This window comes from Paraburkholderia sp. GAS448, from assembly GCF_050435685.1.
GTDB lineage: Bacteria > Pseudomonadota > Gammaproteobacteria > Burkholderiales > Burkholderiaceae > Paraburkholderia.
On record NZ_JBNDKT010000012.1, the window covers coordinates 229,159 to 253,686 of the forward strand.

Annotated in this window: 28 protein-coding genes; 16 read left to right on the plus strand and 12 right to left on the minus strand. The window is 61.9% G+C overall.

Features of this window, described 5'->3' with window-relative positions:
- Nucleotides 1–196: 196 nt before the first annotated feature.
- The gene (locus P3T23_RS22805) at nt 197–1,432 is read right to left on the minus strand and encodes a DUF3734 domain-containing protein (protein WP_429318383.1); all 1,236 of its coding nucleotides are present in this window, start codon (nt 1,430–1,432) and stop codon (nt 197–199) included.
- Between the two features lie 643 nt (nt 1,433–2,075).
- Here P3T23_RS22805 and P3T23_RS22810 point away from each other — a divergent pair.
- From P3T23_RS22810 to P3T23_RS22825, 4 genes are all read left to right on the plus strand, one after another.
- Complete coding sequence (locus P3T23_RS22810) at nt 2,076–2,459, plus strand: hypothetical protein (RefSeq protein WP_429318421.1); 384 nt, start codon at nt 2,076–2,078, stop codon at nt 2,457–2,459.
- Nucleotides 2,460–2,471: 12 nt separating this feature from the next.
- Complete coding sequence (locus P3T23_RS22815) at nt 2,472–2,693, plus strand: hypothetical protein (RefSeq protein WP_429318384.1); 222 nt, start codon at nt 2,472–2,474, stop codon at nt 2,691–2,693.
- Between the two features lie 138 nt (nt 2,694–2,831).
- On the plus strand, nt 2,832–3,197 hold the full coding sequence (locus tag P3T23_RS22820) for a BON domain-containing protein (protein ID WP_429318385.1): 366 nt from the start codon (nt 2,832–2,834) through the stop codon (nt 3,195–3,197).
- A 324-nt stretch (nt 3,198–3,521) separates the two neighbouring features.
- Entirely contained in the window at nt 3,522–4,076 is a 555-nt protein-coding gene (locus tag P3T23_RS22825) for a hypothetical protein (RefSeq protein ID WP_429318386.1), read from the plus strand.
- Nucleotides 4,077–4,172: 96 nt separating this feature from the next.
- Here P3T23_RS22825 and P3T23_RS22830 read toward each other — a convergent pair whose 3' ends face one another.
- A complete protein-coding gene (locus tag P3T23_RS22830) occupies nt 4,173–4,979 on the minus strand; it encodes a LytTR family transcriptional regulator DNA-binding domain-containing protein (protein ID WP_429318387.1) in 807 nt (268 codons plus the stop codon).
- A 362-nt stretch (nt 4,980–5,341) separates the two neighbouring features.
- Here P3T23_RS22830 and P3T23_RS22835 point away from each other — a divergent pair, with 362 nt between their 5' ends.
- The 8 genes from P3T23_RS22835 to P3T23_RS22870 are packed head-to-tail and all read left to right on the plus strand — an operon-like array spanning nt 5,342 to nt 13,643.
- Complete coding sequence (locus P3T23_RS22835) at nt 5,342–6,208, plus strand: FAD binding domain-containing protein (RefSeq protein WP_429318388.1); 867 nt, start codon at nt 5,342–5,344, stop codon at nt 6,206–6,208.
- A gap of 24 nt (nt 6,209–6,232) precedes the next feature.
- On the plus strand, nt 6,233–6,754 hold the full coding sequence (locus tag P3T23_RS22840; protein WP_429318389.1) for a (2Fe-2S)-binding protein: 522 nt from the start codon (nt 6,233–6,235) through the stop codon (nt 6,752–6,754).
- Nucleotides 6,755–6,771: 17 nt separating this feature from the next.
- Nucleotides 6,772–9,183: an aerobic carbon-monoxide dehydrogenase large subunit gene (locus tag P3T23_RS22845; RefSeq protein WP_429318390.1), complete on the plus strand. Its 2,412-nt coding sequence runs from the start codon at nt 6,772–6,774 to the stop codon at nt 9,181–9,183.
- A gap of 60 nt (nt 9,184–9,243) precedes the next feature.
- Entirely contained in the window at nt 9,244–9,846 is a 603-nt protein-coding gene (locus P3T23_RS22850; protein ID WP_429318391.1) for an SRPBCC family protein, read from the plus strand.
- A 14-nt stretch (nt 9,847–9,860) separates the two neighbouring features.
- Nucleotides 9,861–10,754, plus strand: coding sequence for an AAA family ATPase (locus P3T23_RS22855; RefSeq protein ID WP_429318392.1), 894 nt, complete (start codon nt 9,861–9,863; stop codon nt 10,752–10,754).
- Complete coding sequence (locus P3T23_RS22860; protein WP_429318393.1) at nt 10,748–11,953, plus strand: vWA domain-containing protein; 1,206 nt, start codon at nt 10,748–10,750, stop codon at nt 11,951–11,953. The genes P3T23_RS22855 and P3T23_RS22860 overlap by 7 nt, the downstream gene beginning before the upstream one ends.
- The gene (locus P3T23_RS22865; protein ID WP_429318394.1) at nt 11,950–13,005 is read left to right on the plus strand and encodes an XdhC family protein; all 1,056 of its coding nucleotides are present in this window, start codon (nt 11,950–11,952) and stop codon (nt 13,003–13,005) included. The genes P3T23_RS22860 and P3T23_RS22865 overlap by 4 nt, the downstream gene beginning before the upstream one ends.
- Complete coding sequence (locus P3T23_RS22870; protein WP_429318395.1) at nt 13,002–13,643, plus strand: nucleotidyltransferase family protein; 642 nt, start codon at nt 13,002–13,004, stop codon at nt 13,641–13,643. Before P3T23_RS22865 ends, P3T23_RS22870 begins: the two co-directional genes overlap by 4 nt.
- A gap of 194 nt (nt 13,644–13,837) precedes the next feature.
- Here P3T23_RS22870 and P3T23_RS22875 read toward each other — a convergent pair whose 3' ends face one another.
- Together P3T23_RS22875 and P3T23_RS22880 are read right to left on the minus strand one after the other, a co-directional pair.
- On the minus strand, nt 13,838–14,170 hold the full coding sequence (locus P3T23_RS22875; RefSeq protein ID WP_429318422.1) for a DUF4148 domain-containing protein: 333 nt from the start codon (nt 14,168–14,170) through the stop codon (nt 13,838–13,840).
- 71 nt (nt 14,171–14,241) lie between these two features.
- Nucleotides 14,242–14,511, minus strand: coding sequence for a hypothetical protein (locus P3T23_RS22880; RefSeq protein WP_429318396.1), 270 nt, complete (start codon nt 14,509–14,511; stop codon nt 14,242–14,244).
- Between the two features lie 805 nt (nt 14,512–15,316).
- On the opposite strand from P3T23_RS22880, the gene P3T23_RS22885 reads away from it, so the two are divergent.
- Complete coding sequence (locus tag P3T23_RS22885; RefSeq protein ID WP_429318397.1) at nt 15,317–16,744, plus strand: cytochrome P450; 1,428 nt, start codon at nt 15,317–15,319, stop codon at nt 16,742–16,744.
- Nucleotides 16,745–16,874: 130 nt separating this feature from the next.
- On the opposite strand, the gene P3T23_RS22890 is transcribed toward P3T23_RS22885, so the two are convergent.
- The 5 genes from P3T23_RS22890 to P3T23_RS22910 form a co-directional block, all read right to left on the minus strand.
- Nucleotides 16,875–17,240 carry a hypothetical protein gene (locus tag P3T23_RS22890; RefSeq protein ID WP_429318398.1) on the minus strand — a complete coding sequence of 122 codons (366 nt, stop codon included), beginning with the start codon at nt 17,238–17,240 and terminating at the stop codon, nt 16,875–16,877.
- Between the two features lie 292 nt (nt 17,241–17,532).
- Nucleotides 17,533–17,886 (minus strand): DOPA 4,5-dioxygenase family protein, encoded by a 354-nt coding sequence (locus P3T23_RS22895; protein WP_429318399.1) that lies wholly within the window; start codon nt 17,884–17,886, stop codon nt 17,533–17,535.
- A gap of 66 nt (nt 17,887–17,952) precedes the next feature.
- The gene (locus P3T23_RS22900; RefSeq protein WP_429318400.1) at nt 17,953–19,293 is read right to left on the minus strand and encodes a type II toxin-antitoxin system HipA family toxin; all 1,341 of its coding nucleotides are present in this window, start codon (nt 19,291–19,293) and stop codon (nt 17,953–17,955) included.
- 2 nt (nt 19,294–19,295) lie between these two features.
- A complete protein-coding gene (locus P3T23_RS22905; RefSeq protein ID WP_429318401.1) occupies nt 19,296–19,793 on the minus strand; it encodes a helix-turn-helix domain-containing protein in 498 nt (165 codons plus the stop codon).
- Between the two features lie 402 nt (nt 19,794–20,195).
- On the minus strand, nt 20,196–20,654 hold the full coding sequence (locus tag P3T23_RS22910; protein WP_429318402.1) for a hypothetical protein: 459 nt from the start codon (nt 20,652–20,654) through the stop codon (nt 20,196–20,198).
- 694 nt (nt 20,655–21,348) lie between these two features.
- Here P3T23_RS22910 and P3T23_RS22915 point away from each other — a divergent pair.
- The 3 genes from P3T23_RS22915 (at nt 21,349) to P3T23_RS22925 (ending at nt 22,818) form a co-directional block, all read left to right on the plus strand.
- A complete protein-coding gene (locus P3T23_RS22915) occupies nt 21,349–21,981 on the plus strand; it encodes a hypothetical protein (RefSeq protein ID WP_429318403.1) in 633 nt (210 codons plus the stop codon).
- A 74-nt stretch (nt 21,982–22,055) separates the two neighbouring features.
- A complete protein-coding gene (locus P3T23_RS22920) occupies nt 22,056–22,589 on the plus strand; it encodes a hypothetical protein (RefSeq protein ID WP_429318404.1) in 534 nt (177 codons plus the stop codon).
- A gap of 49 nt (nt 22,590–22,638) precedes the next feature.
- The gene (locus tag P3T23_RS22925) at nt 22,639–22,818 is read left to right on the plus strand and encodes a hypothetical protein (RefSeq protein ID WP_429318405.1); all 180 of its coding nucleotides are present in this window, start codon (nt 22,639–22,641) and stop codon (nt 22,816–22,818) included.
- Nucleotides 22,819–22,892: 74 nt separating this feature from the next.
- Here P3T23_RS22925 and P3T23_RS22930 read toward each other — a convergent pair whose 3' ends face one another.
- The 3 genes from P3T23_RS22930 to P3T23_RS22940 form a co-directional block, all read right to left on the minus strand.
- Nucleotides 22,893–23,123, minus strand: a complete 231-nt coding sequence (locus tag P3T23_RS22930) for a tautomerase family protein (protein ID WP_429318406.1) — start codon at nt 23,121–23,123, stop codon at nt 22,893–22,895.
- Between the two features lie 93 nt (nt 23,124–23,216).
- Nucleotides 23,217–23,945: an SDR family NAD(P)-dependent oxidoreductase gene (locus P3T23_RS22935; protein WP_429318423.1), complete on the minus strand. Its 729-nt coding sequence runs from the start codon at nt 23,943–23,945 to the stop codon at nt 23,217–23,219.
- 203 nt (nt 23,946–24,148) lie between these two features.
- On the minus strand, nt 24,149–24,361 hold the full coding sequence (locus P3T23_RS22940; protein WP_429318407.1) for a hypothetical protein: 213 nt from the start codon (nt 24,359–24,361) through the stop codon (nt 24,149–24,151).
- Nucleotides 24,362–24,528: the final 167 nt, after the last annotated feature.

Below are 24,528 nucleotides of genomic sequence, written 5' to 3' on the forward strand. Positions count from 1 at the left end.
TGCCGCCGACATCGATCACGCCTGTCCGGTCTCACGCGCTGCAACGGTTTCATATCGGCGCGGGCGCGACGTGGTACGGCTTGCCCGATCCGCTATGCCGATAGCGGCTTCATCCGGACTCAGCATTCGCAGTTGCCGCCTGCTCGATGGCTGAAATCGTGCGTGTGCTCGAACGCCAGACACCGGATGGTGCGCATCAAATCCCTGCCTCGTGTTCCGAGCCCGTCTTCGGTCCGAGCCGGTCGCTGCTGGAGGGCGCGTGCACGTCCCGCGACGCGAATCCCGCCTCGTTCTGCGGAAGGTCGAACCACTCCGGATGCGTGCACGTTTCGCGAATGTCGGCAAGGCCAGAGCACCAGTGGTCCAGCATCGTGTTGTAGCCGAACTGAAAATCCTTGAAGTGATTCTCGTACGGCTTGTCCCGGTAGATCAGCTGCACGACGTTGTAGCGCTTGTCCGTCGACATCCGCGCCGCGATCCTGCACCACGGGTCGTTTTCAAGCGCCTCGGCACTCACATGACGCAAAACCTCGCGAAGGGTCCGGCGCAACAGCTGATCGTGACGCGCGTGGTGAGTCACGATTCTCGTCCGGCTGGAGTACTGGATGTCTTTGGTCCGGCCGTCCACCTGTTCCATGTTCGTCGGCAATTCGCCGCGTGCGCTCCAGAGATCGACCTGGAAGACGAGGGTGTCGCGCCGCGGAATCTGTCCGAGCACCTGGACCAACGGTGTATTCGAGACAAGGCCGCCGTCCCAGTAAAACTCCCCGTCCACTTCGACGGCGGGAAAGCCCGGCGGCAACGCGCCGGACGCCATGAAGTGCTCGGGTCTCAACGTGATGTCCTTATTATCGAAGAACGTCAGATTGCCCGTCGCCACATTGACGGCACCCACGCACACTCGCATGCCGCCCCGGTTGATGCGGTCGAAATCGGCGAACCGCGTGAGCGTGCTGCGTAGCGCCGAGGTGTCGTAATGGCTTGCCTCGATCACCTGGCGCGCCCAGGGTCCTAGCGGCTGCGGAAAACGTGGGGCAAAGAAACCGCTCTGGCCTTCGAGGAGCGCGCGGGTCGAATACCACGCGGCAAATGCCTGCCGGTAGGCGTCGGAGATTTCGAACAGGCGGCTCTCGAGCTCGGAAGGCCAGAAGTTCAGCGCGGAAGCCGGCTGGCAGATGGTCGTCCAGAACTGCTTCAGTGCGTCGACGCGCGCTTCCGGTGCATTTCCGGCGATGATCGCCGTGTTCAGCGCGCCGATCGAGATGCCGGCCACCCAGTTCGGATGGATGTCAGCCGCGGCAAGCCCCTCATAGACACCGGCCTGATAGGAACCCAGTGCGCCGCCGCCTTGCAGGACGAGCGCGACGGTCTCGTACTGCCGCGCGATTGTTTCGTTGAGCGGCACAAGGGCGTGATTTGTTTTGGTCGCCATATGAACCTCGCTGTGAATGCAACGATCGTAACCCGCCTGACCCTCGCCTGTTGCAGTACGACGGTAATGCGTTCACCTGAGGCGCGGCCGTGCGTGGTCAGCGGTTCTGCTGGTCGTCCGCCAGGTAGTCGATCAATTCCTTTTGCGTTGCAACAGGTCTTTCGAATGGGCGACGTGCTCTCATGGCTGCGATACAACATGTCAATTCTATGGCAGCCGATCCGCGCGATACGTAGAACGAACCCATCATGCGTGCGCCGGCGCGACGCCCCGGTTGCCGCCGGAGTCGACCTGGCGATTATGTAGTTGACTCGCTACAAAGGTGTGGCGACATCATGCAAATATCGGCTATAAAGTCGAAGTATGGAATGGACGCCAAACTGGCTTATGCAAAGAGCATCCGGATACCTTGAACCGCTCACGTCGAATCGTCGACTGCGTTGAGCCGCATGGGAGGGATCCGAAGCTTGTCAGACATGGCGCATACTGGTCGCGTTCACGCCCGGCTTCGAGCTTCTGCGGGGCTCTGCGGTTGCGAAAAAGGAGACCTCGACAGATTGACCCCGTCTGGATGCCCGATTGGATGCCGCCGGACGCTGTCGGCGGTTGAGCGCTGGAGAGTATGACTACCATGGAGTACGTGATGGCAACCAAACCACAATGGCGTACGCTGTTATCTCTGAGCTTCCTGTCGTTGGCGCTGTTGGGCAATGGCGCCCGCGCACAGTCAGTCCCGATAGTGACGGGCGAGCAATGGACCACCTCTTCGGATGAGGCCAAGAAGGCGTATCTGGTTGGCATTGCCAATCTGCTCGAGGTCGAACGCGCCTACTACGGTAGCAATACGCCGGCCGATAGCCAGGATATCGCACCGCGTTTCGTGAAGGGCATGCAAGGTCAAACCCTCGACAGCGTGCGTCAGGGTCTCGACAACTACTACGCCGCCAATCCTACGAAAATCCAGCATCCGGTAATCGAGACCATCTGGTTTCAAATGGTCCTGCCTGGTCTGAAAAAGAACCCGTAACGGAGATCGATCATGAAACGACTTCGCTGGATCGCGGTGATTGGGGCTATGCCGATCGTGATCGGATGCACGGACATGACGCCAAGGCAGCAGGGAACGATGAGTGGTGCTGCAATCGGCGCCGCTGGGGGGGCCGGTATTGCTGCCATCTCGGGCGGCGACGCCTGGACTGGTGCGATCATCGGCGGCGCCGCCGGCGGAGTGGCCGGCAATATCAGGGGCGGTCGCCAATAATATCGCCGTGCCGCTGCGGCGTGCGAACCTCGCATCGGCCGGATTGAAGAAGGCTCGAGCCTCACTCCTCACGAGGTCGAGTTATGTAGTTGCATCGTCGTCCGCCGTTCAATCATTGTGACAACAGGAGAAAATTCAATGAAAGCAATTCACGCAATCAAACTGGCAAGCGGCGCGCTGCTCGTAATGGCCTCCATCCAGGCCTATGCCCAAACGAGCGAAGCGGCGCCTGCCGCCGACAACATGGCCCCGAACGCCAAGGCCCAGCACAAGGCAGATAGCGCCGCCAACCGCGCGTTGGGACGAAAAGTTCGTACCGCGCTCTCCAAGTCGTTGGGGGTCGGCGCGTCCCATATCACCGTTCGTGCAAGCCATGGCGCCATTGTTCTGCAAGGCACGGTACCGGAGCAGGACTTGAGCGATAAGGCAACCGATATCGCCAAGGGCGTGGACGGCGTCACTTCGGTGAAGAACGCGCTGTCGATCCGCGCGGAAGGGACGTAAGCGCACCCGTCAGGCTCGTTCCTGCCGCCTGGCGCTCGTGGCGCGTGCTGCCGTTTTTTCACCACGGTAGCGCGTCGACCGCGAGCCGCCTCGCGCACGAAATCGATTCGACTGGCAGGACGTTCACCGGGACGATCCTGTTGTAGATATTTGGGTGGAAAAACGCGCGTTTGGGCGGGCCCGTTCGTGACCGGTTCGTGGCCCAGCGTGTGAGTGCGAAGATCACGCCGCGGCGCGTGTCGACGCAGCAGTCCGGTTGCCGCACCGAAGGATCGCGGGAGCTTCGTGCTGAAGCGGGACCTTCCGTGGAGGAATGAGGAAGCCATGTTCGCCCGCCCGGGTCATGCTCCTGTCTGTACGCCTTCAAAGGCGCGGACACGCATTGCCGTGCGTCACGCAATGCTCGTCGGTGTTGCGATGCTGGCGCTTACGGGCTGCGCGCAGCCGTGGCAGCAGTTCCAGCCCGGCGAAGACCAGTCGGCGATCATTGCCCGCCTGGGTCCGCCGCGCGAGGCCTATGAACTGCCGGGCGGCGGCAGACGGCTGATGTGGCCGACCCAGCCCATGGGTGTAACGACCGTCGCCGCCGACGTGGATGCGTCCGGCAAGATTCTGAACGTGCGTCAGGTGCTGCAGGCGAGGGAGTTCTATCGCGCGGAGATCGGCAAATGGACGCGCGAGGACGTACTGATCAATTTCGGCCGTCCCGTGCAGACCGCATTCTTTCGGCGAACGCAACGGGAGGTGTGGTCGTATCGATATGTCGAAAACAACATCACGCACCTTCTTTTCAACTTTTCATTCGACACCGACGGCATTTTGCGTGAAACGCAGAAGACGCCTGACCCGCTGCGTGAGCGGGATATCCGCAGATTCTGAACCGCTGGTTTTACCATTGCAGGCAGACAACCGGACAGCCCGTCCAATGTCCGATGTTATAACTGGCTGATTCGGCGCATGTCACGCCTCGGGGCCTCAAACCACGCCTAGCAGCTCTTTCAGTTGCGCGGTTTTCGACCGGCTGACCGGCACCTGGGTCTGCTCGGCATCGTCCATCACCAGATTGACGCTTTCGTCTGACTTGATCAGTTCGACCGCATACGGAAGGCTGACGATATGGCTGCGGTGCACCCGCAGGTAGATGCTGTCGTCCAGCCGCAGTTCGAGATCGGCGAGCGAGAGATTGGACAGATAGTGGTCGTCCTTCGTGACGATGGTCGTGTAGTGCCCGTAACCCTGGAAGCGCACGATGTCCTTCAGGTCGATCAGGATCACCCGGTTTTTCCGGTAGACAGGAATCTTGAAGAGGCGGCGCGGCTCTGCGAGATGGCCGCCCGATCCGTGTCCGGACGGCTCGGTCGTGAGATCGGTAACGTCGTAGAAGATCATGCAGGTGCCGCACGTGCCACCGATGCCGCTCATCCGGGAGACCTTGATCATCAGGATCCGGTCGGGGATGTTGATCATCATCGCAACCGGCGGCGGTGACTTCACCGGGCAACCGCCCGCATCGCGCGATTCCAGCAAAAAACGCAGTTTGTCGCGGCTTTTTTCCGGGTGCAACTGCACCACATCGATTCCGAACAGCTTGTCCTGCTGAACCCCAAGCGATTGCTCGCTGGCAGGGCCGAGAATCTGCAGGGCGACGTCATTGAACGCGGTCACGTGACCCTGCGCGTCGAGCCATACCATCCCCGGATTGAACTGCTCCAGTTTGTGCTGAAACGTCTCCCCACGACGAGGTTCCGACGCCGCTAAAGGGGCGTGTTCAGGCGGTTTCATGCCAGGTCTCCTGCCCTCATGGGGCTGTCAACGCTCTCAGGCGAATTGTCTCCGTTGTATGTCTTTTCCGCATTTCGCGCAAGTTTCGGACCGTTCACGCAGAGCATTCCTCAGTTCGGGAAATCCGTATTGAAAATCTGTTGCGCGTCGTGGAATCGTCATTCAGTAACGGTGGTGGCCTGCGCGCGCCCTGGCACGGAATCATCCGCCGCGAACCGGTTTCATGCACGTTTTACGGTGGTTGGCGCGCGTGCGCCACCACTCGGGAAATCGCGTTGAATTGCTGCGTTGCATTGTGAAATGCTCGACAAAGGCCGATGACGCTCCACTTCGCGGGCGGATGACAACCAAAGGAGGCCCAGGTGATCCCTCGACCATTCGAATATCACGTCCCGCGCACCTTGCCGGAAGCCATCGCGCTCCTCGGCGAACTGGGCGACGAAGCGAAACTGCTTGCTGGCGGACATAGCCTGTTGCCGATGATGAAGCTGCGTTTTGCCGAACCGGGCCATCTGATCGACCTCGGCAAGCTGAGCGAGCTCAAAGGCATTCGGGAAGTCGCCAGTGAAATCTGCATCGGCGCGATGACGACCGAGAACGAACTGATCTGGTCCACGTTGCTGCAGGCGAAGTGTCCGCTAATTGTCGAAGGTGCGCGGCAGATTTCGGATCCGCAGGTTCGCTACCGCGGCACGCTGGGCGGCGACATCTCGCACGGCGATCCCGGCAACGATCATCCCGCGCTGATGCTGGCGCTCGATGCGTCGTTTGTGCTCGCGGGCGGGCAGGGCAAACGTGTCGTGCCGGCTGACGGCTTCTTTCTCGGCACCTACATGACGCTGCTCGAACCGGGCGAAATCATGACCGAGATCCGTATTCCGGTGCCGCAAGCCGGCACCGGCTCCTGCTACGCGAAACTGAAGCGCAAGACCGGCGACTTCGCGACAGCTGCCGCAGCCGTGACACTGCGCATGAGCAACGGCGCCGTCAGCGACGTTCGCATTGCCTTGACCAACGTCGCGCCGACCGCGTTGAGAGCCGCCGCCGCGGAGCAGTCGCTACTCGGCAAGCCGCTCGACGAAGCAGCCATTGCTGAAGCCGCGCGCCTCGCGATGGACGTCTGCGAGCCGGTCGCCGATCTACGCGGCGACATCGAATACAAGACGGCGATGGCGGGCGAGATGACGCGGCGAGCATTGACCACCGCGTATTCGCGGGCCGCACACTGAAGCGGGTTTCACGGAGAACACGACATGAACAGAAAGGCCATGGTGTCGTTCAGTCTGAACGGCAAGGAAACGGATGTGGTGGTGGAGCCGCGTGAACTGCTGATCCACACGCTGCGCGAAAAGTGTCTGCATACCGGGCCTCATATCGGTTGTGAGACGTCGCACTGCGGCGCGTGTACGGTCGATTTCAACGGCATGTCGGTCAAATCCTGTACGGTCCTCACGGTGCAGGCTGAAGGCGCGGAGGTGTTCACCGTCGAGGGGCTTGCGCCGGGCGGCGAACTGCATGCATTGCAGGAAGGTTTCATGCAGGAACACGGCCTGCAATGCGGTTTCTGTACGCCAGGCATGCTGATGCGCGCGTGGCGACTGTTGCAGGAGAACCCGAACCCGACCGACGAAGAGATCCGTTACTGGATGGCAGGCAACCTGTGCCGCTGCACGGGCTATCAGAACATCGTGAAGGCCGTGCAATACGCGGCGCGCAAGTTGCGCGGCGAAGCGGTCGAAACATCGCATCCGCTGACCCCAGCGGCCGCGCACTGACGCCCGGGAGCCTCGCCATGGGAAATATCGACGCCAATCTCGATCGTCTGGCCGCGCTGGAGGGCATGGGTTGCTCGCGCAAACGCCGTGAGGATCCGCGTTTCATTCAGGGCAAGGGCACCTACGTCGACGACATCAAGATGCCGGGCATGCTGTTCGGTGTGATGGTCCGCAGTCCGTATGCGCATGCACGCGTGAAGAAGATCGACAAGTCGCGCGCACTCGCGCATCCCGGCGTGCACGCCGTGCTGACCGCCGACGATCTGAAGCCGCTCAAGCTGCACTGGATGCCGACGCTCGCGGGCGACGTGCAGGCCGTGCTGGCCGACGAAAAGGTCTGCTTCCAGAATCAGGAGGTGGCGTTCGTCGTTGCCGACGACCGCTATGTGGCCGCCGACGCCGCCGAACTCGTGGAAGTCGAATACGAGGAACTGCCGGCGGTGATCGATCCGGTCGCGGCGCTGGCGCCGGATGCGCCCGTGATCCGCGAGGACATTCGCGACAAACAGGCCGGTGCGCACGGCGCGCGCAGGCATCCCAATCACATCTTCACCTGGAACATCGGCGACAAGGACAAGACCGACCGCGTCTTCGATAACGCCGACGTCACCGTCGTGCAGGACATGCTGTATCCGCGCGTGCATCCGTGTCCGCTGGAGACCTGCGGCTGCGTTGCCTCGTTCGACAAGGCGCGCGGCGATCTGACGGTCTACATCACGTCGCAGGCGCCGCATGTCGTGCGTACGGTGGTCGGCCTGCTGTCGGCGATTCCTGAATCGAAAATCCGCATCATTTCGCCGGACATCGGCGGCGGCTTCGGCAACAAGGTGGGCGTGTATCCCGGCTACGTGACGTCGATCGTTGCGTCGATCGTGCTCGGGCGGCCCGTCAAGTGGATCGAGTCGCGTGCCGAGAACCTGAGCAGCACGGCTTTCGCGCGCGACTACCACATGACGGGCGAACTGGCCGCCGATCGCGACGGGCGCATCAAGGCGCTGCGTGTCCACGTCACCGCCGACCACGGCGCCTTCGACGCCTGCGCCGATCCGACCAAATGGCCCGCCGGCATGTTCCATGTCTGCACCGGCTCCTATGCGATACCGAATGCGTTCGTCTCGGTCGACGGCGTCTATACCAACAAGTTTCCTGGCGGTGTGGCGTATCGATGCTCGTTCCGGGTGACCGAGGCGGTCTATCTGATCGAGCGGATGGTGGACGTGCTCGCGCAGAAACTCGGTATCGACAAGGCCGAAATCCGTCTGCGCAATTTCATCCGCAAGGAGCAGTTTCCGTACACCACGCCGCTCGGGCTCGAATACGATTCAGGCGACTACGAACCTGCGCTCAGGAAGGTGCTGGCAGCCGTCGACTATCCGGCGCTGCGTGCCGAACAGGCTGCGCGCCGGGCCGACCCGGACGCCGAATGGTTGATGGGCATCGGTGTGGTGAATTTCACCGAGATCGTCGGTGCGGGCCCCTCGAAGATGTGCGACATCCTGGGCGTCGGCATGTTCGACTCCTGCGAGATACGCGTGCATCCCGACGGCTCGGCCATTGCGCGCATGGGCACGATTACGCAAGGGCAAGGTCACCAGACCACTTACGCACAGATCATCGCGTCCGAGGCGGGTATCCCGGCGTCGGTGATTACGGTTGAGGAAGGCGATACGTCCACCGCGCCCTACGGACTCGGCACCTATGGCTCACGCTCGACGCCGGTAGCGGGTGCCGCAGTCGCGCGGGCGTCGCGCAAGATCCGCGAGAAGGCCCGGCAGATCGCCGCGCACCTGCTCGAAGCAAGCCCGAACGACGTCGAATTCGATCTCGACCGCTTCGTGCTCAAGGGGTCGCCCGGGCAGTTCAAGACCGTCAAGGAAGTGGCCTGGGCCGCGTACAACAACGTGCCCGAAGGCATGGAGATGGGCCTTGAAGCCGTCGACTACTATGACCCGCCCAACTTCACGTTTCCGTTCGGCGCGTATGTGTGCGTGCTCGAAGTGAACCGCTATACCGGCGAAACGCGGGTGCGCCGCTTCTACGCACTCGACGACTGCGGCACGCGGATCAACCCGATGATCATCGAAGGCCAGATCCACGGCGGCTTGACGGAAGGCTTCGCGGTGTCGATGGGGCAGGAAATGCCCTACGACGAAGCCGGCAATCTGCTGGGCGCCACGTTGCTGGATTACTTCGTGCCGACTGCCGTGGAGACGCCGCATTGGGAGACTGATTTCACGGTGACGCCGTCTCCGCATCATCCGATCGGGGCGAAAGGCGTTGCCGAATCGCCGCACGTCGGCTCGATTCCGTGTTTCACGGCGACCATGGTCGATGCGTTTGCGCATCTGGGCGTGACGCACATGAACATGCCGCATAACGCGTATCGCGTGTGGCAGCAATGCCGCGCGCTCGGACTGACGAGGCAGTAGCGGGCAGCCGAGGAGGCGCCGCGCGCGCCTCCATCCGTCACACACGCGAAAGGTGGCTTCATGAAAGTCGTACTTGAAAAAGTGTTTCCCCTCGCTGCCACGGCGGACAGCGCATGGCAGCTGATGCAGGACATCGAGGCCGTGGCCGGATGCATGCCGGGCGCGAAGATCACCGAGCGCATCGACGCGACGCATTACAAAGGGACCATCACCGTGCGGCTTGGGCCCGCCACGATGTCGTTCAGGGGCGAGATCGAGGTGATCGACCTCGATGCCACGGCGCGCAGCCTGCATCTGGTGGGGAAGGGCGCGGATGCGACGGGTACGTCGGCGGCGTCGATGGATCTGGTCGCTGCGGTGCGAGCCGCGGGTGAGGCATGCGAGCTGACCGGCAGGAGCGAGGTGACGATGAGCGGCAAGGCGGCCGCCCTCGGTGGACGCCTGATGCAGCCGGTGGCGGACCAGATGCTCAAACAGTTTGTGGCCAACTTCGCGGCGCGTCTCGCGACCATGCAGTCGGCTGCCACGTCATCGTCCGATGCCGAAGCGGCTTCCGGGACGCCTGAGAGCGAAGCACCGCATTCCGAACTGAACGGCCTCGCGCTGGCGTGGGCCGTCATACGCGACTGGCTGCGGGGCCTTTTCTCCCGCAAGACGGCCTGAGAATCGAGGCGTCCATGGCGACCGATCGCATGAACGACGTCGTGAGCCTGCAGCAGCGGCTGGAGCGGCATGGCTTCATCGCCGAGCGCAGCTTTGCCGCCACCTTGCTGCTGACGATGGAGATGCGCCGCCCGCTGTTGCTGGAAGGCGAGGCCGGTGTCGGCAAGACGGAAGTCGCCAAGGCGCTGGCGCGGCTGCTCGATACGCGCCTGATTCGCCTGCAATGCTACGAAGGCCTGGATGTGCATTCAGCGCTGTACGAATGGAACTATCAGCACCAGTTGCTGGCGATCAAATTGCTGGAGCAGGACGAACGGTCTATTCGGACCAAGGAACAGGATATTTTCTCCGAGCGCTATCTGCTCAAGCGTCCGCTGCTCGAAGCGATCACGACGACACCCGCGCCGGTGTTGCTGATCGACGAAATCGACCGCACCGACGAGGCATTTGAAGCCTATCTGCTGGAGCTGCTCTCCGATTTCCAGCTGTCGATCCCGGAACTGGGCGTCATACGCGCGACCGAGCGGCCGTTCGTGATTCTGACTTCGAACGGCACCCGCGAGATCTCCGATGCACTGCGCCGCCGATGTCTGTACCAGTACGTCGACTATCCGGGTTTCGAGAAGGAGTTGCGGATCGTCCGCACCCAGGTTCCCGACGTGCCGGAGAAGCTGGCGCGACAGATCGTCGAATTCGTGCAGTCGGTTCGGCAGATGGACATGCAGAAAAAGCCCGGTCTGGCGGAAACGCTCGACTGGGTCGCCGCGCTGCTGCGTCTCGGCGTGAGCGCGATCGATTCGGACGGCGTCGAACAGATCATGGATTCGCTTTCCGCGCTGGTGAAGACGCGCGAGGATCAGGCCGGCCTGACACGGCCAGTCGTTGAAAAATTGGTGGCGTCATGTTGAGCGGCATTCCGTGCGCTGCGGATCGCGCGTTGCCGCGAGGCGTGGAGGCCGCATTGGTCGCGCGCTATACCGGCTTTGCCCAATGGCTGCGCGCCAACGATTTTCATGTGACCAGCAGCGACGTGGCCGCCTCCATGGAGGTCGCAGAACGCATGGGGCAACTGGACTACGTATTGCTGCGCTGGAGCCTGCGCTCGTTGCTGTGTTCGCGCGCGGAAGAATGGCGGCGCTTCGATGCACTGTTCGACGCTTATTTCATGCGGCCGAATCGCCGCAAACTGGTCGAAACGCGTGCCGGCGGCGCCGGCCGGATCGAGCCGGACACCACCGCAGGAGACAACCGGGATGACAGCGAAGGCCAACCGCTGTCTCTGGCCGGACGCGGCGGTGAGCCGGCATCCGCGCGTGGCCATGCAGCCGTGCAGGGCGCATCCGCGGAAACCTCGCTCGCCCACGCGGACTTCCGTCACCTCAACCAGCCCGACGAACTGTTTGCCATCGACGACGCGATCCGGCGTTTCGTGCGGCGTCTGCAGGGCATCCAGATTCGCCGCGAAGCGCGCGCGAACGCCGGCCGTGTCATCGACATGGCATGGACGATCAGGCGCAGCATTTCGAGCGGCGGCCAGCCACTCGATCTCGCGTGGCGGCGCAAACGGCGGCTGCGTCCGCGCATCGTGCTGCTGCTCGACGTGAGCCGCTCGATGAGCCTGTACAGCTTCTTCTATCTGCGGCTCGCGCGCGTCCTGAGTGCGCGGGTCTCCGACGTGCATTGCTTCATCTTCCATACGCGGCTGGTGGGCGTCGAACAGGCCTTGCGCGACCCCGATCCATGGCGCTCGCAGGAGCGCCTGCAACTGCTCTCGGCAGGGTGGGCAGGGGGCACGCGCATCGGCGACAGTCTCGAGGAATTCAATCAGCAGCATGCAACGAGGCTGCTTCATTCGCGTACCGCCGTCGTGGTTGTGAGCGACGGCTACGATGCGGGTGACCCCGCGTCCCTGCAACAGGCGCTTGCGAAGATCCGGCGGCGCTGCCGGTGTCTCGTCTGGCTCAACCCGCTTGCGAGCCGTGCCGATTTCACACCTGCGAGCGTCGGCATGCAGGCGGCCATGCCCTATGTCGATCTGCTGGCGGGCGCGCGCGATCTGGCAAGTCTCAAACGCGTATTACCTCAAGTGTTGTCCGTCCTGCAATGAACGCCGATACCCTTTTACAGCTCGAACAGCGGCTGATCGACGAAGCTGAGCCGTTTGCGGTGGTAACCGTGATTCGCGCGGCGCCGCCCACGTCCGCGTGGGTGGGTGCCCAGGCGCTGGTGGAAAGCGACGGTGCCCTGCACGGCTGGATCGGTGGCGGCTGTTCACGGGCGATCGTGATCGAGGCGGCCCGCCAGGCGATCCGCTCGGGACTGCCGAAGCGGGTTCGCATCAGCAACGAGCGGGTAGCGCCGGAGGCCGATGTCGAGGCGCACGCCATGCCGTGTGCGAGCAACGGCGCGATGGAACTCTTCATCCAGCCTACGGTGCCCGCGCCGTCCGTGCTCGTGCTGGGTTCGACGCCCACGGCGCTGGAATCCTGTGTGCTGGCGCAGCGGGTCGGGCTGCGCGTATCTGCGGCAGCCCACGTCACCGCGCCGCTGGCTGCGCTCGGCTTGCAACGGGTGATCCAGGGGTTCGATGCCGACGCCCTGAACAGGGTCGAGCCGCAACTGATTCTGGTGGCAACCCAGGGCGACAGCGACGAAGACGCCCTTGAAGCAGCCTTGCGCAGCGTTGCCGCGGCGGTGTTGCTGGTCGCCAGCCGGCGCAAGGCGGACATGTTGCGTGAAGCGATGCTGGCGCGCGGAATTACCCCAGCACGCCTTGCTGCGCTCCATGCGCCTGCCGGCCCTGCGATCCACGCGCACACACCGCAGGAGATTGCGCTGGGCGCGGTCGCCGGGCTGGTTACGCTGCGCCGCGAACTGGAGCAGGCGGGCGCCGAAGTGTCCGCCTCGATGCTGGCTGGAGCCGAAACGGTGTCGGTTTTGCGGCCGTGCGAATCGATGGCATCGGTCGAAGTTTCGCCGGCGCGTTATCTCAACCCCGTGTGCGGAATGGCCATCGATATCGCATCGGCGAAGCATGTGATCGACTGTCAGGGACAGCGCGTCTATTTTTGTTGCGACGGTTGCAAGATCGAGTTCGAACGCGATCCCGACAGGTATCTGGCGATTGCGCGAGGCACAGAGCACAAGGCGAGAACATGAGCGACACGTGGAAGATGACCGGGCCACCGTGCGCGCCGACGTTCTCGGCGGTCGTGCTGGCTGCCGGATTGTCAACACGGATGCAGGGTCAGCATAAGTTGCTGCTGCCCATCGACGGACAGCCGGCCGTCAGGCGCACAGTGAGTGCACTCGCCGGAGCGGGCCCGGAGGAAATCGTGGTGGTGACCGGCTTCAAAGGGCGTGCCGTCATGGAAGCGCTGGATGGCTTGCCGGTCAGGTTCCAGAGCAATCCGCGCTACGAAGAAGGGCAAATGACATCGGTGGCGGCTGGTGTGGCCGCACTCGGCGGCCCCTGCAACGTGGTGATGGTTTGCCTCGCGGATCAGGTGCTGCTGGATGCTGCCGACTATCGGGAACTCATCGACGCGTTTGCCGCGATGTCGCACGGGTCGATCCTGATTCCGGTATTTAACGGGCAGCGCGGCAATCCGGTGGCTTTTTCCGCAAGCTATGCAGCGGAGGTCATCAGCGGACACGTCAATCCCGGGTGCCGCAAACTGATTGCCGAGCATCCCGAGGAGGTCTTCGTCCATGAAGCCGCGCATGATCGCTTCACGATCGATATGGACACGCCCGAGGATTACGCGCACATTCTGGCGCGCGTCGGCTTGAACTAATCGTGGGTCGTTCGTGGAAGAGGGTGGAGACAAAAGAAAAATGCCCGGTCCGGAGACGGGGCAAAGCCACCAGGCATCTGGCGGAGGAGGAGTTCTGTATCGGCAAGCGCAGGCCCGCGTTTTCGGCTCGCACGAGCTTGCCTTGTGATGACCACCGGTGCTTTTGCCGGCTCAATTCGTCTTGGTGCGGTCGATTAACGACCGATCACGTACACCGGCGGCGAGTATGAGCTGGCCCTCACCTCGGCGCGCTGGCCAGCCTGCGTCGTACCGCTCACGCCCGGACCGAAGCCGGTTGCATCGGCTTGCGTACCGCCGTTTTGTGACGCAACGCGGGCTTCCGCAGCCTGGATATCGGACGGGTAATAGGGGTCGCGGCCATGAGACGGGCTATAGCCGGCCTGTTCCACCTGCACCAGTTCAGCGCGCACCTGCGCACGGGTAACCGGCTGGTTCGACTGGGCGAACGACGCCACGGGAACGGCGAGCACCGCGGCGATGGCAACTGCCTGAATGAGTGACTTCATCATCATGGACCTCCAGAGATTGTTTGATTGACTGCTTTCAACGCGCGCGGCCTGCAGCCGCAATCGCAGGCTCAATGGCCGAAGAACACCGAGCGCGGGCCGGAAGCCGCCTCACGGGTGCCCGATTGCGACGATTGCGCGTTCACTCCGCCAAATGAGCTGTTGGCTGTCGCACTGGCGCGCTCGGCCGCGACGGTCTGTGCGCTCTGGCCTTGTTGCGATGCCGGTGCGCCGACGCTGGGGCGATAGAACGGTGCCGGGCCATAGCCGCTGGCAAAGGCGGGTGCAGCGATCGACACAGAGGCAGCAACCAGCAGGGCAGCAATCAGCTTGTTCGTCATGACTGGACTCCAATAGCGTTTTGACTTCGATTCAGGAAGGCGTCGTGACAGGGACCGGTGAAGTGTGTCTGCAACGTCGATGGAGGCAGTCTATCTCGTTGCTATTGAATATTTGTATCGATAGCCTGAAATGATATTTCGCGATTTGCTGCCAATCCCGCTGGTATCGCAGCAAGGAGCTTCGATGGGTGAGACATCCTCGACAGTTCAAACCACTGTGACGATTGGCGGTCAAAGATATGGAATACGCGTGCAGGCAAGGGGGGGCGATGGACACCAGATCAACGCTGCGGTGCATTTGCGCCGGTTTGCTTGCAAGCGCCTTTATCGTCATTCTTGCCGGATGCAATACGCTGGAAGGGCCGCGAGCGCTCGAATGGCCGGGTCCGCACGCGCCGTATCCTTTCCCGGACGACATTCCTCACCGTACCGAATGAGCGGATGCGCCCCGGCGTATTGTCGACCGCCTGAACCGGCCAACTCGCGCTGATCGTCCGGATCCGGTCTATCTATCCCCGATACCAGGGCCTGCAGGAAACCTGCCCTGTCGTTCCCTTGTGCGATGTGCAATCGGACGACGATTCAATCGTATTGAGAAGAGAGCAAGCCCAGTGGTACGGCATCTATGCACGTGCTTACCCGATTCCTGTGCCCGGCCTTGTTCCTGTGCGGTCCGACAGACTTTCCCGTCGGCAGTTGGGCCTGCGATTGACGACTTCCGCGTGCGTGCGATGACCCGTTCCCTGAAACGGCGCTCTTCGCGCCCCGTTGTTCCCGCACTGCGGCATACGAAGCGGAGGAGGGTATGGCGGACCTGCAGCTAGACAATGAAGAAATTTCGCGGACCGTCGCAGATTTGCCGTGCCCGCCTGGTTTGCCGCTGCTGGGAAATCTTTTCCAGCTCGCGCCCGCGAAATTTCACCTGACGCTCGAGCAATGGGCGAAGCAACTCGGTTCGCCATTCCGGGTTCAGCTCGGCACCATTCCGATGACCGTGTGGACGCAGGCGGACCTGTTCCAGACTGTCATGCGGGAACGTCCTCACCGGTATCGACGCTTTGCTCCCATTGAGTCCGTCATGGCCGAGCTTGGCGGCAACGGTCTCTTTTCTGCCGAAGGCGCTGCCTGGGAACCGCAGCGCCGGCTTGTGATGCACGCGCTGTCTTTTTCCAACATCAAGGCCTTCTACCCAACGCTTGCAGCGATCACCGAGCGTCTTTACGTTCATCTGCAACACGCGGCAGCCGGAAATCGCTCGCTCGAAATGACAGACGAACTCAAGCGCTACACAGTGGACGTGACAAGTGCGCTCGCATTCGGCGAGGACCCCCACACGATCGAACAGGAGCGTGGCGTCATTCAGGAGCAGCTTGCGGCAATAATGCCTGCACTGCAGAGGCGTGTTACTGCGCTATTTCCTTACTGGCGCTACGTTACGCTTCCGCGCGACCGACGCCTGAACCAGGCGATGGTGGAAGTGCATCGCTACGTTCAGAAAATGATCGAAAGAGCGCGCGAGCGCATGCGCGAGTTTCCAGGCGAGCCGCCGCGCAACCTGCTCGAAGCGATGCTTGCGGGGCGCGACGAGCCACATTCGACGATCACGGATGAACAGATCTCCGCGAACGTCCTCACGCTGCTGGTCGCAGGGGAGGACACGACGGCTAACGCCATTGCCTGGGCGTTGATGTACCTGGCTGCGGATGTCGACCTGCAGGACCGGCTTTTCGAACATTCCCGTCAGGCACTCGGTCAGTCGGCCGTCTGCCCGGACTACGACGCGCTCAGGCACCTTGATCTATGCGAGGCGGTCTGCAATGAGGCACTCAGGCTGCGGCCAGTTGCTGCCGTACAGACCTTCGAGCCATTGACCGATGTATGCCTTGGCGGCGTCGCGTTGCCGGCCGGCACGCGGATGCTATTCCTCACGCGGCCGGCCATGCTGGATCCCCATCATTTTGCGCATCCGGACGCGTTCGATCCTGACCGCTGGAAACATCCGCGCGCCCCATCGGAAGGCGCGCACGAACAGCGGGCCTATCTGACATTCGGCGCGGGACCGCGAGTCTGCCCAGGGCGTTATCTCGCGGGCGTCGAGATGAGACTGATTGTTTCGATGCTGGTGGCCCACTTCAGGATCGAGCTGACAATCGACCCAGCCGAGATCAAGGAGGTATCCGCCTTCACCATGGTGCCGGCCAGGATGCCGGTGAGACTGCGCTTTCGTACCTGATCGACCGCCGGCCGGACGCACCCGCTCCTGGCGCAGCGGCCCCGTGTCTTCGGTCCCGATCCGGTCCACACTTACGTATTTTGAAGTCCAGACAGCTGGCCGCCGCGGTTGGGCACACCGCAGGACAGTATCAATCAGCCGCGCGTCTGTCGGCGAGGGCGCGCTCGCAATCCGCCAGCACCTGCTGGACCAGCCTTGCCTGGAGATTGAGGTCATCCGTATCCAGAATCTCTTCAACGGCGTCCCGCGCCCATTCGGCGTCGACAAACCAGGCATGCTGACGGGCGATGTCCAGCGCGAGCGCGGACAGCCTGGCGATACTCAGCCAGTCGGCGTCCCGCATGCGACGGTCCAGCCATTTGTGTGCCGCCTGCACGTGAAACGACGCGTCCGGCCAGGTCCCGTTCAGGTACCAGGCTCCAAGGCTCCCACAGGTGAGCCAGCAGAGGAGTTCCACGCGGTCACGCGGGCTCAGTTGGTGGCGTACATCACTCATGGCGACGCTCGCGACTGTGAATTGCGTTCAGTTCCCGACGGCGCACGGGCCGTCCACTGATGCGATTACACGATATCACGGGGTGGAGTCAATGAGGTGGACGGGCGTTCCGGCGCGCGTGACGAACAGCCTGTCGGGCTGACGCCGGCGGCAGCGGTTTACTCCCGGATTGCCGACTCATCGATATGGGGCGACATGCGTCGAGCGGCGCGCACATCAATCTTCGGGCCGCCGGGTTCGGGGAACGGGCCACAAACGAACCGACGACATGGCGCCGGTTGTCGATGCCTGATTATTCGCTCAACGCCGACAGATTCAACGCGTGCGAGTGGCCAATCCACGCAGCGGCGTCCCGATGGTCACGCAATGGGTTGCCCGTGTTCGGATGAAGGAACACATCGAGTTCGCCGTGATTCAGCGCGAGCCACGCGAAAATCGAGGCGAAATGCTCACGCTCGAATGCGAGTTGGTACGACCATAGTGGATGGGGACCAACCGGGCGCTCGTGGAAGCGGCCCATTTGCAACATGCCTCCGAAGCGGGCTTCGATAGCCTCCCTGAAAGTCCACGCAACATCCCGACTCGAAGAATCGAAATAGATGTGCGCGTGCCAGTTCAGGATTTCGGCAGGATCGATATAGGTCATGGTGGGCTCAAACAGGTGGGGGCGGTCAGACGGATATTTTGCTCGTCGTTTGCTGCTCGCGCACGGTCATGCTGATGCCGGCGCAGCCAGTTTCCTGCCCAGCCGCAACATGCCGTTGAAAATCGCCTCGGCAACGTCCATCGGAAAGTCTTGCGGCAGGAGGGCCGAAACCTTGTCGATCACGCCCCTGGTTCGCGCGGTCAGTTCACCGATCATTTCCCCGACCGCTGCCTCTGAAAACCCGACGCGCTGCCCCTGGGCAATCCACTGGCGGTGCTGGATCTGGTTGACCAGATAGTGGACGTTCTTGCTGCGCACAGCCATCGCAAGTTTCACCTTGTGCGCGGACAAACGCCTGGCGCCCGTGCCAATGATCGGGTGGGCGGAAAGAACGTCATAGAGAGGCGTGGATTCGTAACGGTTGCCCGCCAGGTGGGCGATGCTGAAGTTCTTCGCGTGACCATCGGTCGCGGCAAGCATCCAGAAGAGCATCTGCGTCATGAAGAAGTTGCGCCTGTCCGCCGCTGCGCGTTCTGACCCGGAGAGCACTTCCATGATCTCCTCGATACCGGGCCCGCCGTCAGACTGGTACTTATGGAGCGGCGGCGTGCCAGTGGCCTGACACATGTCTTCCTGCGGCAGTCGCAAAATCCATGTTGCATCGCTTGATAGCCTGCGGTCGAATCGTTCGACCATGAGCACTTTCAGATCCTCGAACCTGGCGATCTCGCAGTGGGCGATGGGCAGGCCATAGGCTGCGACGATTTTCGAACAGAGCCACTCATTTTCCACAGAGGTCCGCATGTCGGCCTGCATGTTGCCCACAAGTCCCAGCGGCAACTTGAGTATATGCGTGGTCGGCGTGCTGCCCTCGGGCAGAAGCCAGCGGTTGTCGTGCCGAAGAAGGGCGGTCTTTTCCTGCGCGCCGGCGATCGACAGGCGCAGATCATCCACCGGTTCGTGCTGCCCCAGATAGGGCGCCGAAGTCGTATCCCGCAGCAGACGGGCGATCTCTGCGTCGCTGAGCGCGCGTCCCCGGATGCTTTCCAGGTCGACGGGTTCCTCGTCGGGCGGCAGCAGCTGGATGGCGCCGACGCAGTCGCGGCCGAGCCTCGCGAGAAGCTGGAAAGGTGCGGTACCACCCGACCTGTAGCGTGTGGCGAGCCGGCGCCGGATCGGCTCGCTGTCAGGAAGGAGGTTATCGAAATAGTCTGTGACGACCCGGCCACGAAAAGGCTGGTTGCCCGGCGTAAAGGGAAGCGATAACGAGAGCGGACGCCCCTGCGGATCGTCGATCCAGTCTTCCCGATACACCAGACGCTCGCCGCCAGGTGTGGTCTCCCAGTATCCAACGGGCAAGCCATTGATCCACAGGTTGAGGCGATTCGTTTGCGTGCGGCGCGCCATTCTTACCAGTTCTCCCTTTTCCTGATGACGCCCCCAGACTTTCTGGCGCTTCGTCGGGTAGCTGGCCCGGTATCGCCGCTGCTTTTCCGGGTAGTGGTCGCGCTGGTCCGTTTCGCCGCGGTCTCCTTCTTGCGGGGGTGCTCGAGCGTGCGTTTTTCGTGGCCGGCGTCTACGGCCGAAGCTGTCCTAGCAGGGCGGGCCGCAGCTAGCCGGTCTCCGGCAGGCATGCCGCCTGGAGAAGGAGGGACAATCATTCCAGCGCCACCGTCCTGCTTCGGCCGGACAGCCGTTTGGGTCAACGTCAGATCGACATCCAGCACGCGCAGGACCTTGAATAGCCTGTCCACGCTGACGGCGGCAGGATTGGCCTCAAGCTGCGCGTAAGTCTGCTGCGTCACGCCGAGGTGACTGGCCATCATGGCCTGCGTGAGTCCGGCGGCTTTCCGGAATCCTTGCAGGATGGGCCGCAACTGGCCAAGCGTCTTGATGGGATAGTCCACAGCAGATCTCCGGTCCGTGCCCATGCATCAATACAGGTTACAGCCTGTTAATTTGAATAACAGTCTATACCCTGTATTTTGAAAATACAAGTTATCATCTGTAAATCGAAAATACAGCCTTTAAACCCGACGTCCTGCCTGACGCGGAAGCCTCGCTGCCGGGATGCAGGCGTTCGGCCGGATGAAAACCGTCAACGATGCACCGTTATCAGAGAGAGGGGGATCGCAGGCCGGGTAGCCATTCAGGCATGAGCGAAGCAGGCAGCGATATGTCCGCGCTCTTCGTTAAAACAATGCCGAGGCGCAACGCTCTCGCCTGACGGACGTGCACATGGAGATCGTTGGGGATCTTTCTCGAGCTGGTGGAATCTGTGGTGACCGACTGAATTCATACAACCACGCTCAGGAAGCTTCGACGGGAGCGAGCTTGACAAACAGTCTGGCTGCTTCATTGCCGTGGGACAACGCGCGCAGTGCAAGGGCGAGCGCTAGCTGTGCGTCGTGGGCGACTGCGCCACGGTCTTGATCGAAGTGCCTGACGGCTTGGCGCATATGCAGCGCTGCCTGCTCGTGAAGCTCTGCTGCTGTTGCGTGATGCGCCGCCACATGCGCGTTGTTTGCGCCAGAACCAGTCGATGCAGGCGTTATCGGCGGCGTAGCGGCGCTGTGTGCACCCGCGTCGTGTGCCCGATCGATGGCGTGCAACGCATGGCCATGCGCCATCATCGCCTGGTGTGCGGCGTGGGCATAGTCTTTGCCGGCTTCGAAATGCCGCGACGCCTCGTGGTGATATCGCGCTGCCTGCTCGTGATGTGACGCCGCGGCTTCAAGATGTCCCTTTTTGCTGTGTTTCGTGTTCATGGCGGCTCCTGTGCGACTGTGTGATTGACTTCGATGACGGCCGGTCCGCAGACGAAGCGGCAGGTCGGAAACCACTGGATCCGAATTTACACGCTCTTGCGGCTCCAATGACGTTTTGGTCGGCGCAAAGCCAGCATCGAGTCAACGGGAGCGGTCGCGATTTTTCGAGCGCGTCCGGAAACATCCCGGCCGGCAGCATCGTGGAGAGAAACACCGGGGGGGCGCCGTTGTCAGCTATCGCGGCGCATCCGCAGCACGTCGGCCATTTATTGCGGTCTGGCAGATCTCATTTTTTGACGGAATGGAGTTGCGCGAAGACCCCAAAAACAAAAGGGCGAGGTAAGCAGGGCGCTTTACTGCGATACTCGCCCGGATTGGTGGGCACAGTCGAAGGAGTGACTCTCGTTAAAGGAGCACTTTCCACGATGCGTGGGTTGCGGGCTGATTTGAGGGTCAATCAGGTGCCGCTCCGACACAACCATGCACAAATAGCGAAAGCGGTTCGGCAAATACTGATGCAACTTGAGACCAGGAGGCAGAAACTGGCTTCTGCGATCATCGGGCTGTTGTCGGTCATGGAACCCGCGGGATAATCAGGCAATATTTGGCAAATCAGCGCTGTAACCCAGATACCCAGGAAGATCACGGATGTATCTAACGCCGCTGAAGAACTCAAACCCCTTCGGAGAAGTTGATGGGCAGTGAAAAATCCAGGCGCGCACGTCGCGCCGCCGAAAGCCTTTTCTCAGGGCTTCAGACAGAGGGCTCTAACTCGGCTAGCCGGCCCGCGAACCCGTTCGACAATGATTCATTCGAGGCTGTCGGCATGCCAGCGCAGACGGGGGACGAACTTGTCACGTTGCCGCCGGAGATTGAACTGCCTCCAGGCTACGAGGACGCAGCGCACATGCGCGATGCACTTGCGCGTGCGTGGCGCATGGATTGGATCAAGGCAGGAAAAGACACCTCTGTAGTGAGGTTGCCGGTAGGGTGGGGCGCGGATCGCTCGGTAGACGGTATGCTGAGGATCTGTTGTGGAGCGGTCGTCCGCGCCGAGGGCAGGCTCGTAGAGGGTGCCGCGCTGCGTATACTCCCACGCTTCTACCTCCAGTCCGAGTTCCATTCGTCCGATGATCGCTGTCGCATCGTCGTCCGTGATCGCGACAGCAACAATAGCGTCCTCAAGGACTCGTTCTGGGACACGAGGAGTGGGCCGAACCATCCCCAGTGGAAGCTCCTGTCCGAATGGCTCGACAAGGAGTATCCGCTGCATCGCGATCCACTGAGGTACTGGGAAGACTGCGAGGATAACCTCGACGGGGCATGACGCCGCGCTGGCGCCACTCGATAAGTGTGGGAAAGCCGGCGCGGGAGACAAAATAAAAAGACGGGGAAAACGCTATGAGACCAAGAATTCATCTGTTCCACTTCGAATCCTCGGACCATCCGGTAAACGGCTCACCGTGGCCATATGTGATCGGGTTCGATGATCAGCTCGGCGTGTACATGAGTGAGCCGGATGCCCTGGCTGCCGAATCAGCGGACCGATTGCAGGACGTGTTCATTGACGTGCTCCGCCGTGCCGATCTGGACGACAACGAGCATGTCACGCATCTGTTGCAAGGAAAGCATCCCTGTCAGTTCAAGATAGGCGAACAGGTTAGCGACGGCGGCACAAATCCCGGCACATATGCCGGCCTGTTTGACGTCGAGTTGCCTGAAAAAACAATTACCGTTGTTCCGGTCGGACCGGGTGGCTGGACGTTCCGCGTCACGTCGTCCAGACACGCATCTGCCATTGGCTCGCGCGGTCAATACGCGTCGGAGGTGGATGCAGTACGGGCAGCGCGCCGCTCACACGCTGGCGCGAATGTCGTGATTCAGCGCCAGGTCGGAAGTGCGCAAGCGGTGACCACCGAAGACGTGAACCGATGAACTCCTGGATGACGTCTATCCAGCTCGCGCATCGTCATGGTGATCGTCCATGCGCGCGATCTATTCGGCCTCTCTCGCGAAGCGTGGCTTCACCGGCCCGCTTCGTCTGTTCGAAGGGCCCAATGGGCTGGTGCGCATGTTCGATCAGCCGCTCGAAGTGGACTGGGGTGCGATGATCCTCGAATCGGCCTTGAACGCGATTGAACCGTTGCTGACAAACCAGGTGTAGATATTCTCCTGGAAGGCGCGACTGCTAGAGCGGATCGGCGAGATCCTGCCGCGTGGTGTGGTATCGAAACGCCCCTACTTCAACCCTCGCTGCTTGCGATATACGTCAGTCGGTAGACCGCCCCAGCCCCAGTTCTCCGTTTCCACCTCCTGGATGACCACAAAGGTTGCTTCGAGCGGCTTTTTCAGCACGTCGAGCAGCAGGTGGCTGACGCCCTTGATGAGTTCAGCTTTCTCTTCTGCGGTGACCGAGTCGACGCCCGGCCTGGTGCCCTCGCGGGTCACCTGGATCGTGACGATTGGCATGGTGTTCTCCTTGATCCTGGTTGACGAACCGGCCGCCAGCTAGTTGGCGGCGTCCGGTCGTGTGGGATGGTGCCTGGTATTGCGGGGTCGCGCTTAGTGCCCGGCGCTCTGGCCGCCGTCGACGTGCAGGATCTCGCCGGTGACGAACGGGGCGGAGTCGAGATACACGATCGCGTTGACGATATCGCTCATCTCGCCCATATGACCCATCGGATGGAGCGCGCCGAGTGCCGCATGCGTTTCCGCCGGGTGCATCGGCGACTTGATGATGCCCGGCGCGACCGCGTTGGCACGAATGCCGCGTTTTGCGTATTCGATCGCAAGGGACCGGGTTGCCGCGTTCAGGCCGCCCTTGGTGAGCGAGGCGAGTACCGAAGGCACGCCGTCGATGGCGTGGTCGGCCAGGGTGGTGCTGATGCTGACGACGTGGCCGCTGGAATGCTTCTCCATTTCAGCGATGGCGAGCTGCGTGATGTAGAAGAAGCCGTTCAGGTTCACACCCATGACTGCCGCATAGTCTTCCGCGGTGTAGCTGGTAAAAGGCTTGGCGACGAAGATGCCGGCGTTGTTCACGAGCGTGTCGATGCGGCCAAAGCGCGCCACGGCTTCGCTGATCACGCGGCGGGCGGTTTCGGGGTCGGCGATGTCGCCCGCCACGGTCAGGATGTTGGGATCCTCCGACGGCTTGATGCTGCGCGCGGTGGCGACCACGCGATAGTCGAGCTTGCGGAAAGCCTTGACGACTTCTGCGCCGATGCCTTGCGACGCGCCGGTAACGACGATGACCTTTTGTGACGTGCTCATATATAACCTCCGATCAATTGAGTGGGCTCTGTTGCCGATCGGGCCTGTGGCTCCGATAGGCGCCCAATTTAGGCGCTTTGGCGTCGAGTTCGAATACCCGGCGCGGACAAACACTTGTGATTCGGAGGAACAAATGAGGCGCGACGGGCGCGGACGCGTACTTCGCGGCCGTCATCACGGCCGAGCAGCGCCTGGCGTCGAAGAAGGGGCACCGCTCGTTGTCAACGATCGCGGTCTGAAGGTGGCCCCGCCACGAAGACGGCTTTTTCCCGCAAGCCTTTCCGTCGGGTAAAGAATGTTTTGCCCGCCAGCCGATTGACCGCCTGTTCTCCCAGGTGGACATTCTCGAGAGGCAAATCCCGAACGAGCATCTGACTGAGCGCGAGATTGAGTGCATGGCCGGCTCCGTAATCCCGCAGGGAACCGGCAAGCATACCGAGACCAGAACACGACATTTCTATAAAGCTCCCACAACAATGTCGAGGCCAGATTCAGATGTCCGCTTTCCGGCCAAGTTGAAATGTCCGGGTTTAAGGGGTTTGTTTCTAACGCCTTTTGTCTCACACATTGTTGAAGGACGACGCCTGAACTGGCAGGGCGC

What these genes read in the sequence shown, in the direction of transcription:
- P3T23_RS22805 (WP_429318383.1), bottom strand. Translation starts at nt 1,432, where the DNA reads ATGGCGACCAAAACAAATCACGCCCTTGTGCCGCTCAACGAAACAATC.
- P3T23_RS22810 (WP_429318421.1), top strand. Translation starts at nt 2,076, where the DNA reads ATGGCAACCAAACCACAATGGCGTACGCTGTTATCTCTGAGCTTCCTG.
- P3T23_RS22815 (WP_429318384.1), top strand. Translation starts at nt 2,472, where the DNA reads ATGAAACGACTTCGCTGGATCGCGGTGATTGGGGCTATGCCGATCGTG.
- P3T23_RS22820 (WP_429318385.1), top strand. Translation starts at nt 2,832, where the DNA reads ATGAAAGCAATTCACGCAATCAAACTGGCAAGCGGCGCGCTGCTCGTA.
- P3T23_RS22825 (WP_429318386.1), top strand. Translation starts at nt 3,522, where the DNA reads ATGTTCGCCCGCCCGGGTCATGCTCCTGTCTGTACGCCTTCAAAGGCG.
- P3T23_RS22830 (WP_429318387.1), bottom strand. Translation starts at nt 4,979, where the DNA reads ATGAAACCGCCTGAACACGCCCCTTTAGCGGCGTCGGAACCTCGTCGT.
- P3T23_RS22840 (WP_429318389.1), top strand. Translation starts at nt 6,233, where the DNA reads ATGAACAGAAAGGCCATGGTGTCGTTCAGTCTGAACGGCAAGGAAACG.
- P3T23_RS22845 (WP_429318390.1), top strand. Translation starts at nt 6,772, where the DNA reads ATGGGAAATATCGACGCCAATCTCGATCGTCTGGCCGCGCTGGAGGGC.
- P3T23_RS22850 (WP_429318391.1), top strand. Translation starts at nt 9,244, where the DNA reads ATGAAAGTCGTACTTGAAAAAGTGTTTCCCCTCGCTGCCACGGCGGAC.
- P3T23_RS22855 (WP_429318392.1), top strand. Translation starts at nt 9,861, where the DNA reads ATGGCGACCGATCGCATGAACGACGTCGTGAGCCTGCAGCAGCGGCTG.
- P3T23_RS22860 (WP_429318393.1), top strand. Translation starts at nt 10,748, where the DNA reads ATGTTGAGCGGCATTCCGTGCGCTGCGGATCGCGCGTTGCCGCGAGGC.
- P3T23_RS22865 (WP_429318394.1), top strand. Translation starts at nt 11,950, where the DNA reads ATGAACGCCGATACCCTTTTACAGCTCGAACAGCGGCTGATCGACGAA.
- P3T23_RS22870 (WP_429318395.1), top strand. Translation starts at nt 13,002, where the DNA reads ATGAGCGACACGTGGAAGATGACCGGGCCACCGTGCGCGCCGACGTTC.
- P3T23_RS22875 (WP_429318422.1), bottom strand. Translation starts at nt 14,170, where the DNA reads ATGAAGTCACTCATTCAGGCAGTTGCCATCGCCGCGGTGCTCGCCGTT.
- P3T23_RS22880 (WP_429318396.1), bottom strand. Translation starts at nt 14,511, where the DNA reads ATGACGAACAAGCTGATTGCTGCCCTGCTGGTTGCTGCCTCTGTGTCG.
- P3T23_RS22885 (WP_429318397.1), top strand. Translation starts at nt 15,317, where the DNA reads ATGGCGGACCTGCAGCTAGACAATGAAGAAATTTCGCGGACCGTCGCA.
- P3T23_RS22890 (WP_429318398.1), bottom strand. Translation starts at nt 17,240, where the DNA reads ATGAGTGATGTACGCCACCAACTGAGCCCGCGTGACCGCGTGGAACTC.
- P3T23_RS22895 (WP_429318399.1), bottom strand. Translation starts at nt 17,886, where the DNA reads ATGACCTATATCGATCCTGCCGAAATCCTGAACTGGCACGCGCACATC.
- P3T23_RS22900 (WP_429318400.1), bottom strand. Translation starts at nt 19,293, where the DNA reads ATGGCGCGCCGCACGCAAACGAATCGCCTCAACCTGTGGATCAATGGC.
- P3T23_RS22910 (WP_429318402.1), bottom strand. Translation starts at nt 20,654, where the DNA reads ATGAACACGAAACACAGCAAAAAGGGACATCTTGAAGCCGCGGCGTCA.
- P3T23_RS22915 (WP_429318403.1), top strand. Translation starts at nt 21,349, where the DNA reads ATGGGCAGTGAAAAATCCAGGCGCGCACGTCGCGCCGCCGAAAGCCTT.
- P3T23_RS22920 (WP_429318404.1), top strand. Translation starts at nt 22,056, where the DNA reads ATGAGACCAAGAATTCATCTGTTCCACTTCGAATCCTCGGACCATCCG.
- P3T23_RS22925 (WP_429318405.1), top strand. Translation starts at nt 22,639, where the DNA reads ATGCGCGCGATCTATTCGGCCTCTCTCGCGAAGCGTGGCTTCACCGGC.
- P3T23_RS22930 (WP_429318406.1), bottom strand. Translation starts at nt 23,123, where the DNA reads ATGCCAATCGTCACGATCCAGGTGACCCGCGAGGGCACCAGGCCGGGC.
- P3T23_RS22940 (WP_429318407.1), bottom strand. Translation starts at nt 24,361, where the DNA reads ATGCTTGCCGGTTCCCTGCGGGATTACGGAGCCGGCCATGCACTCAAT.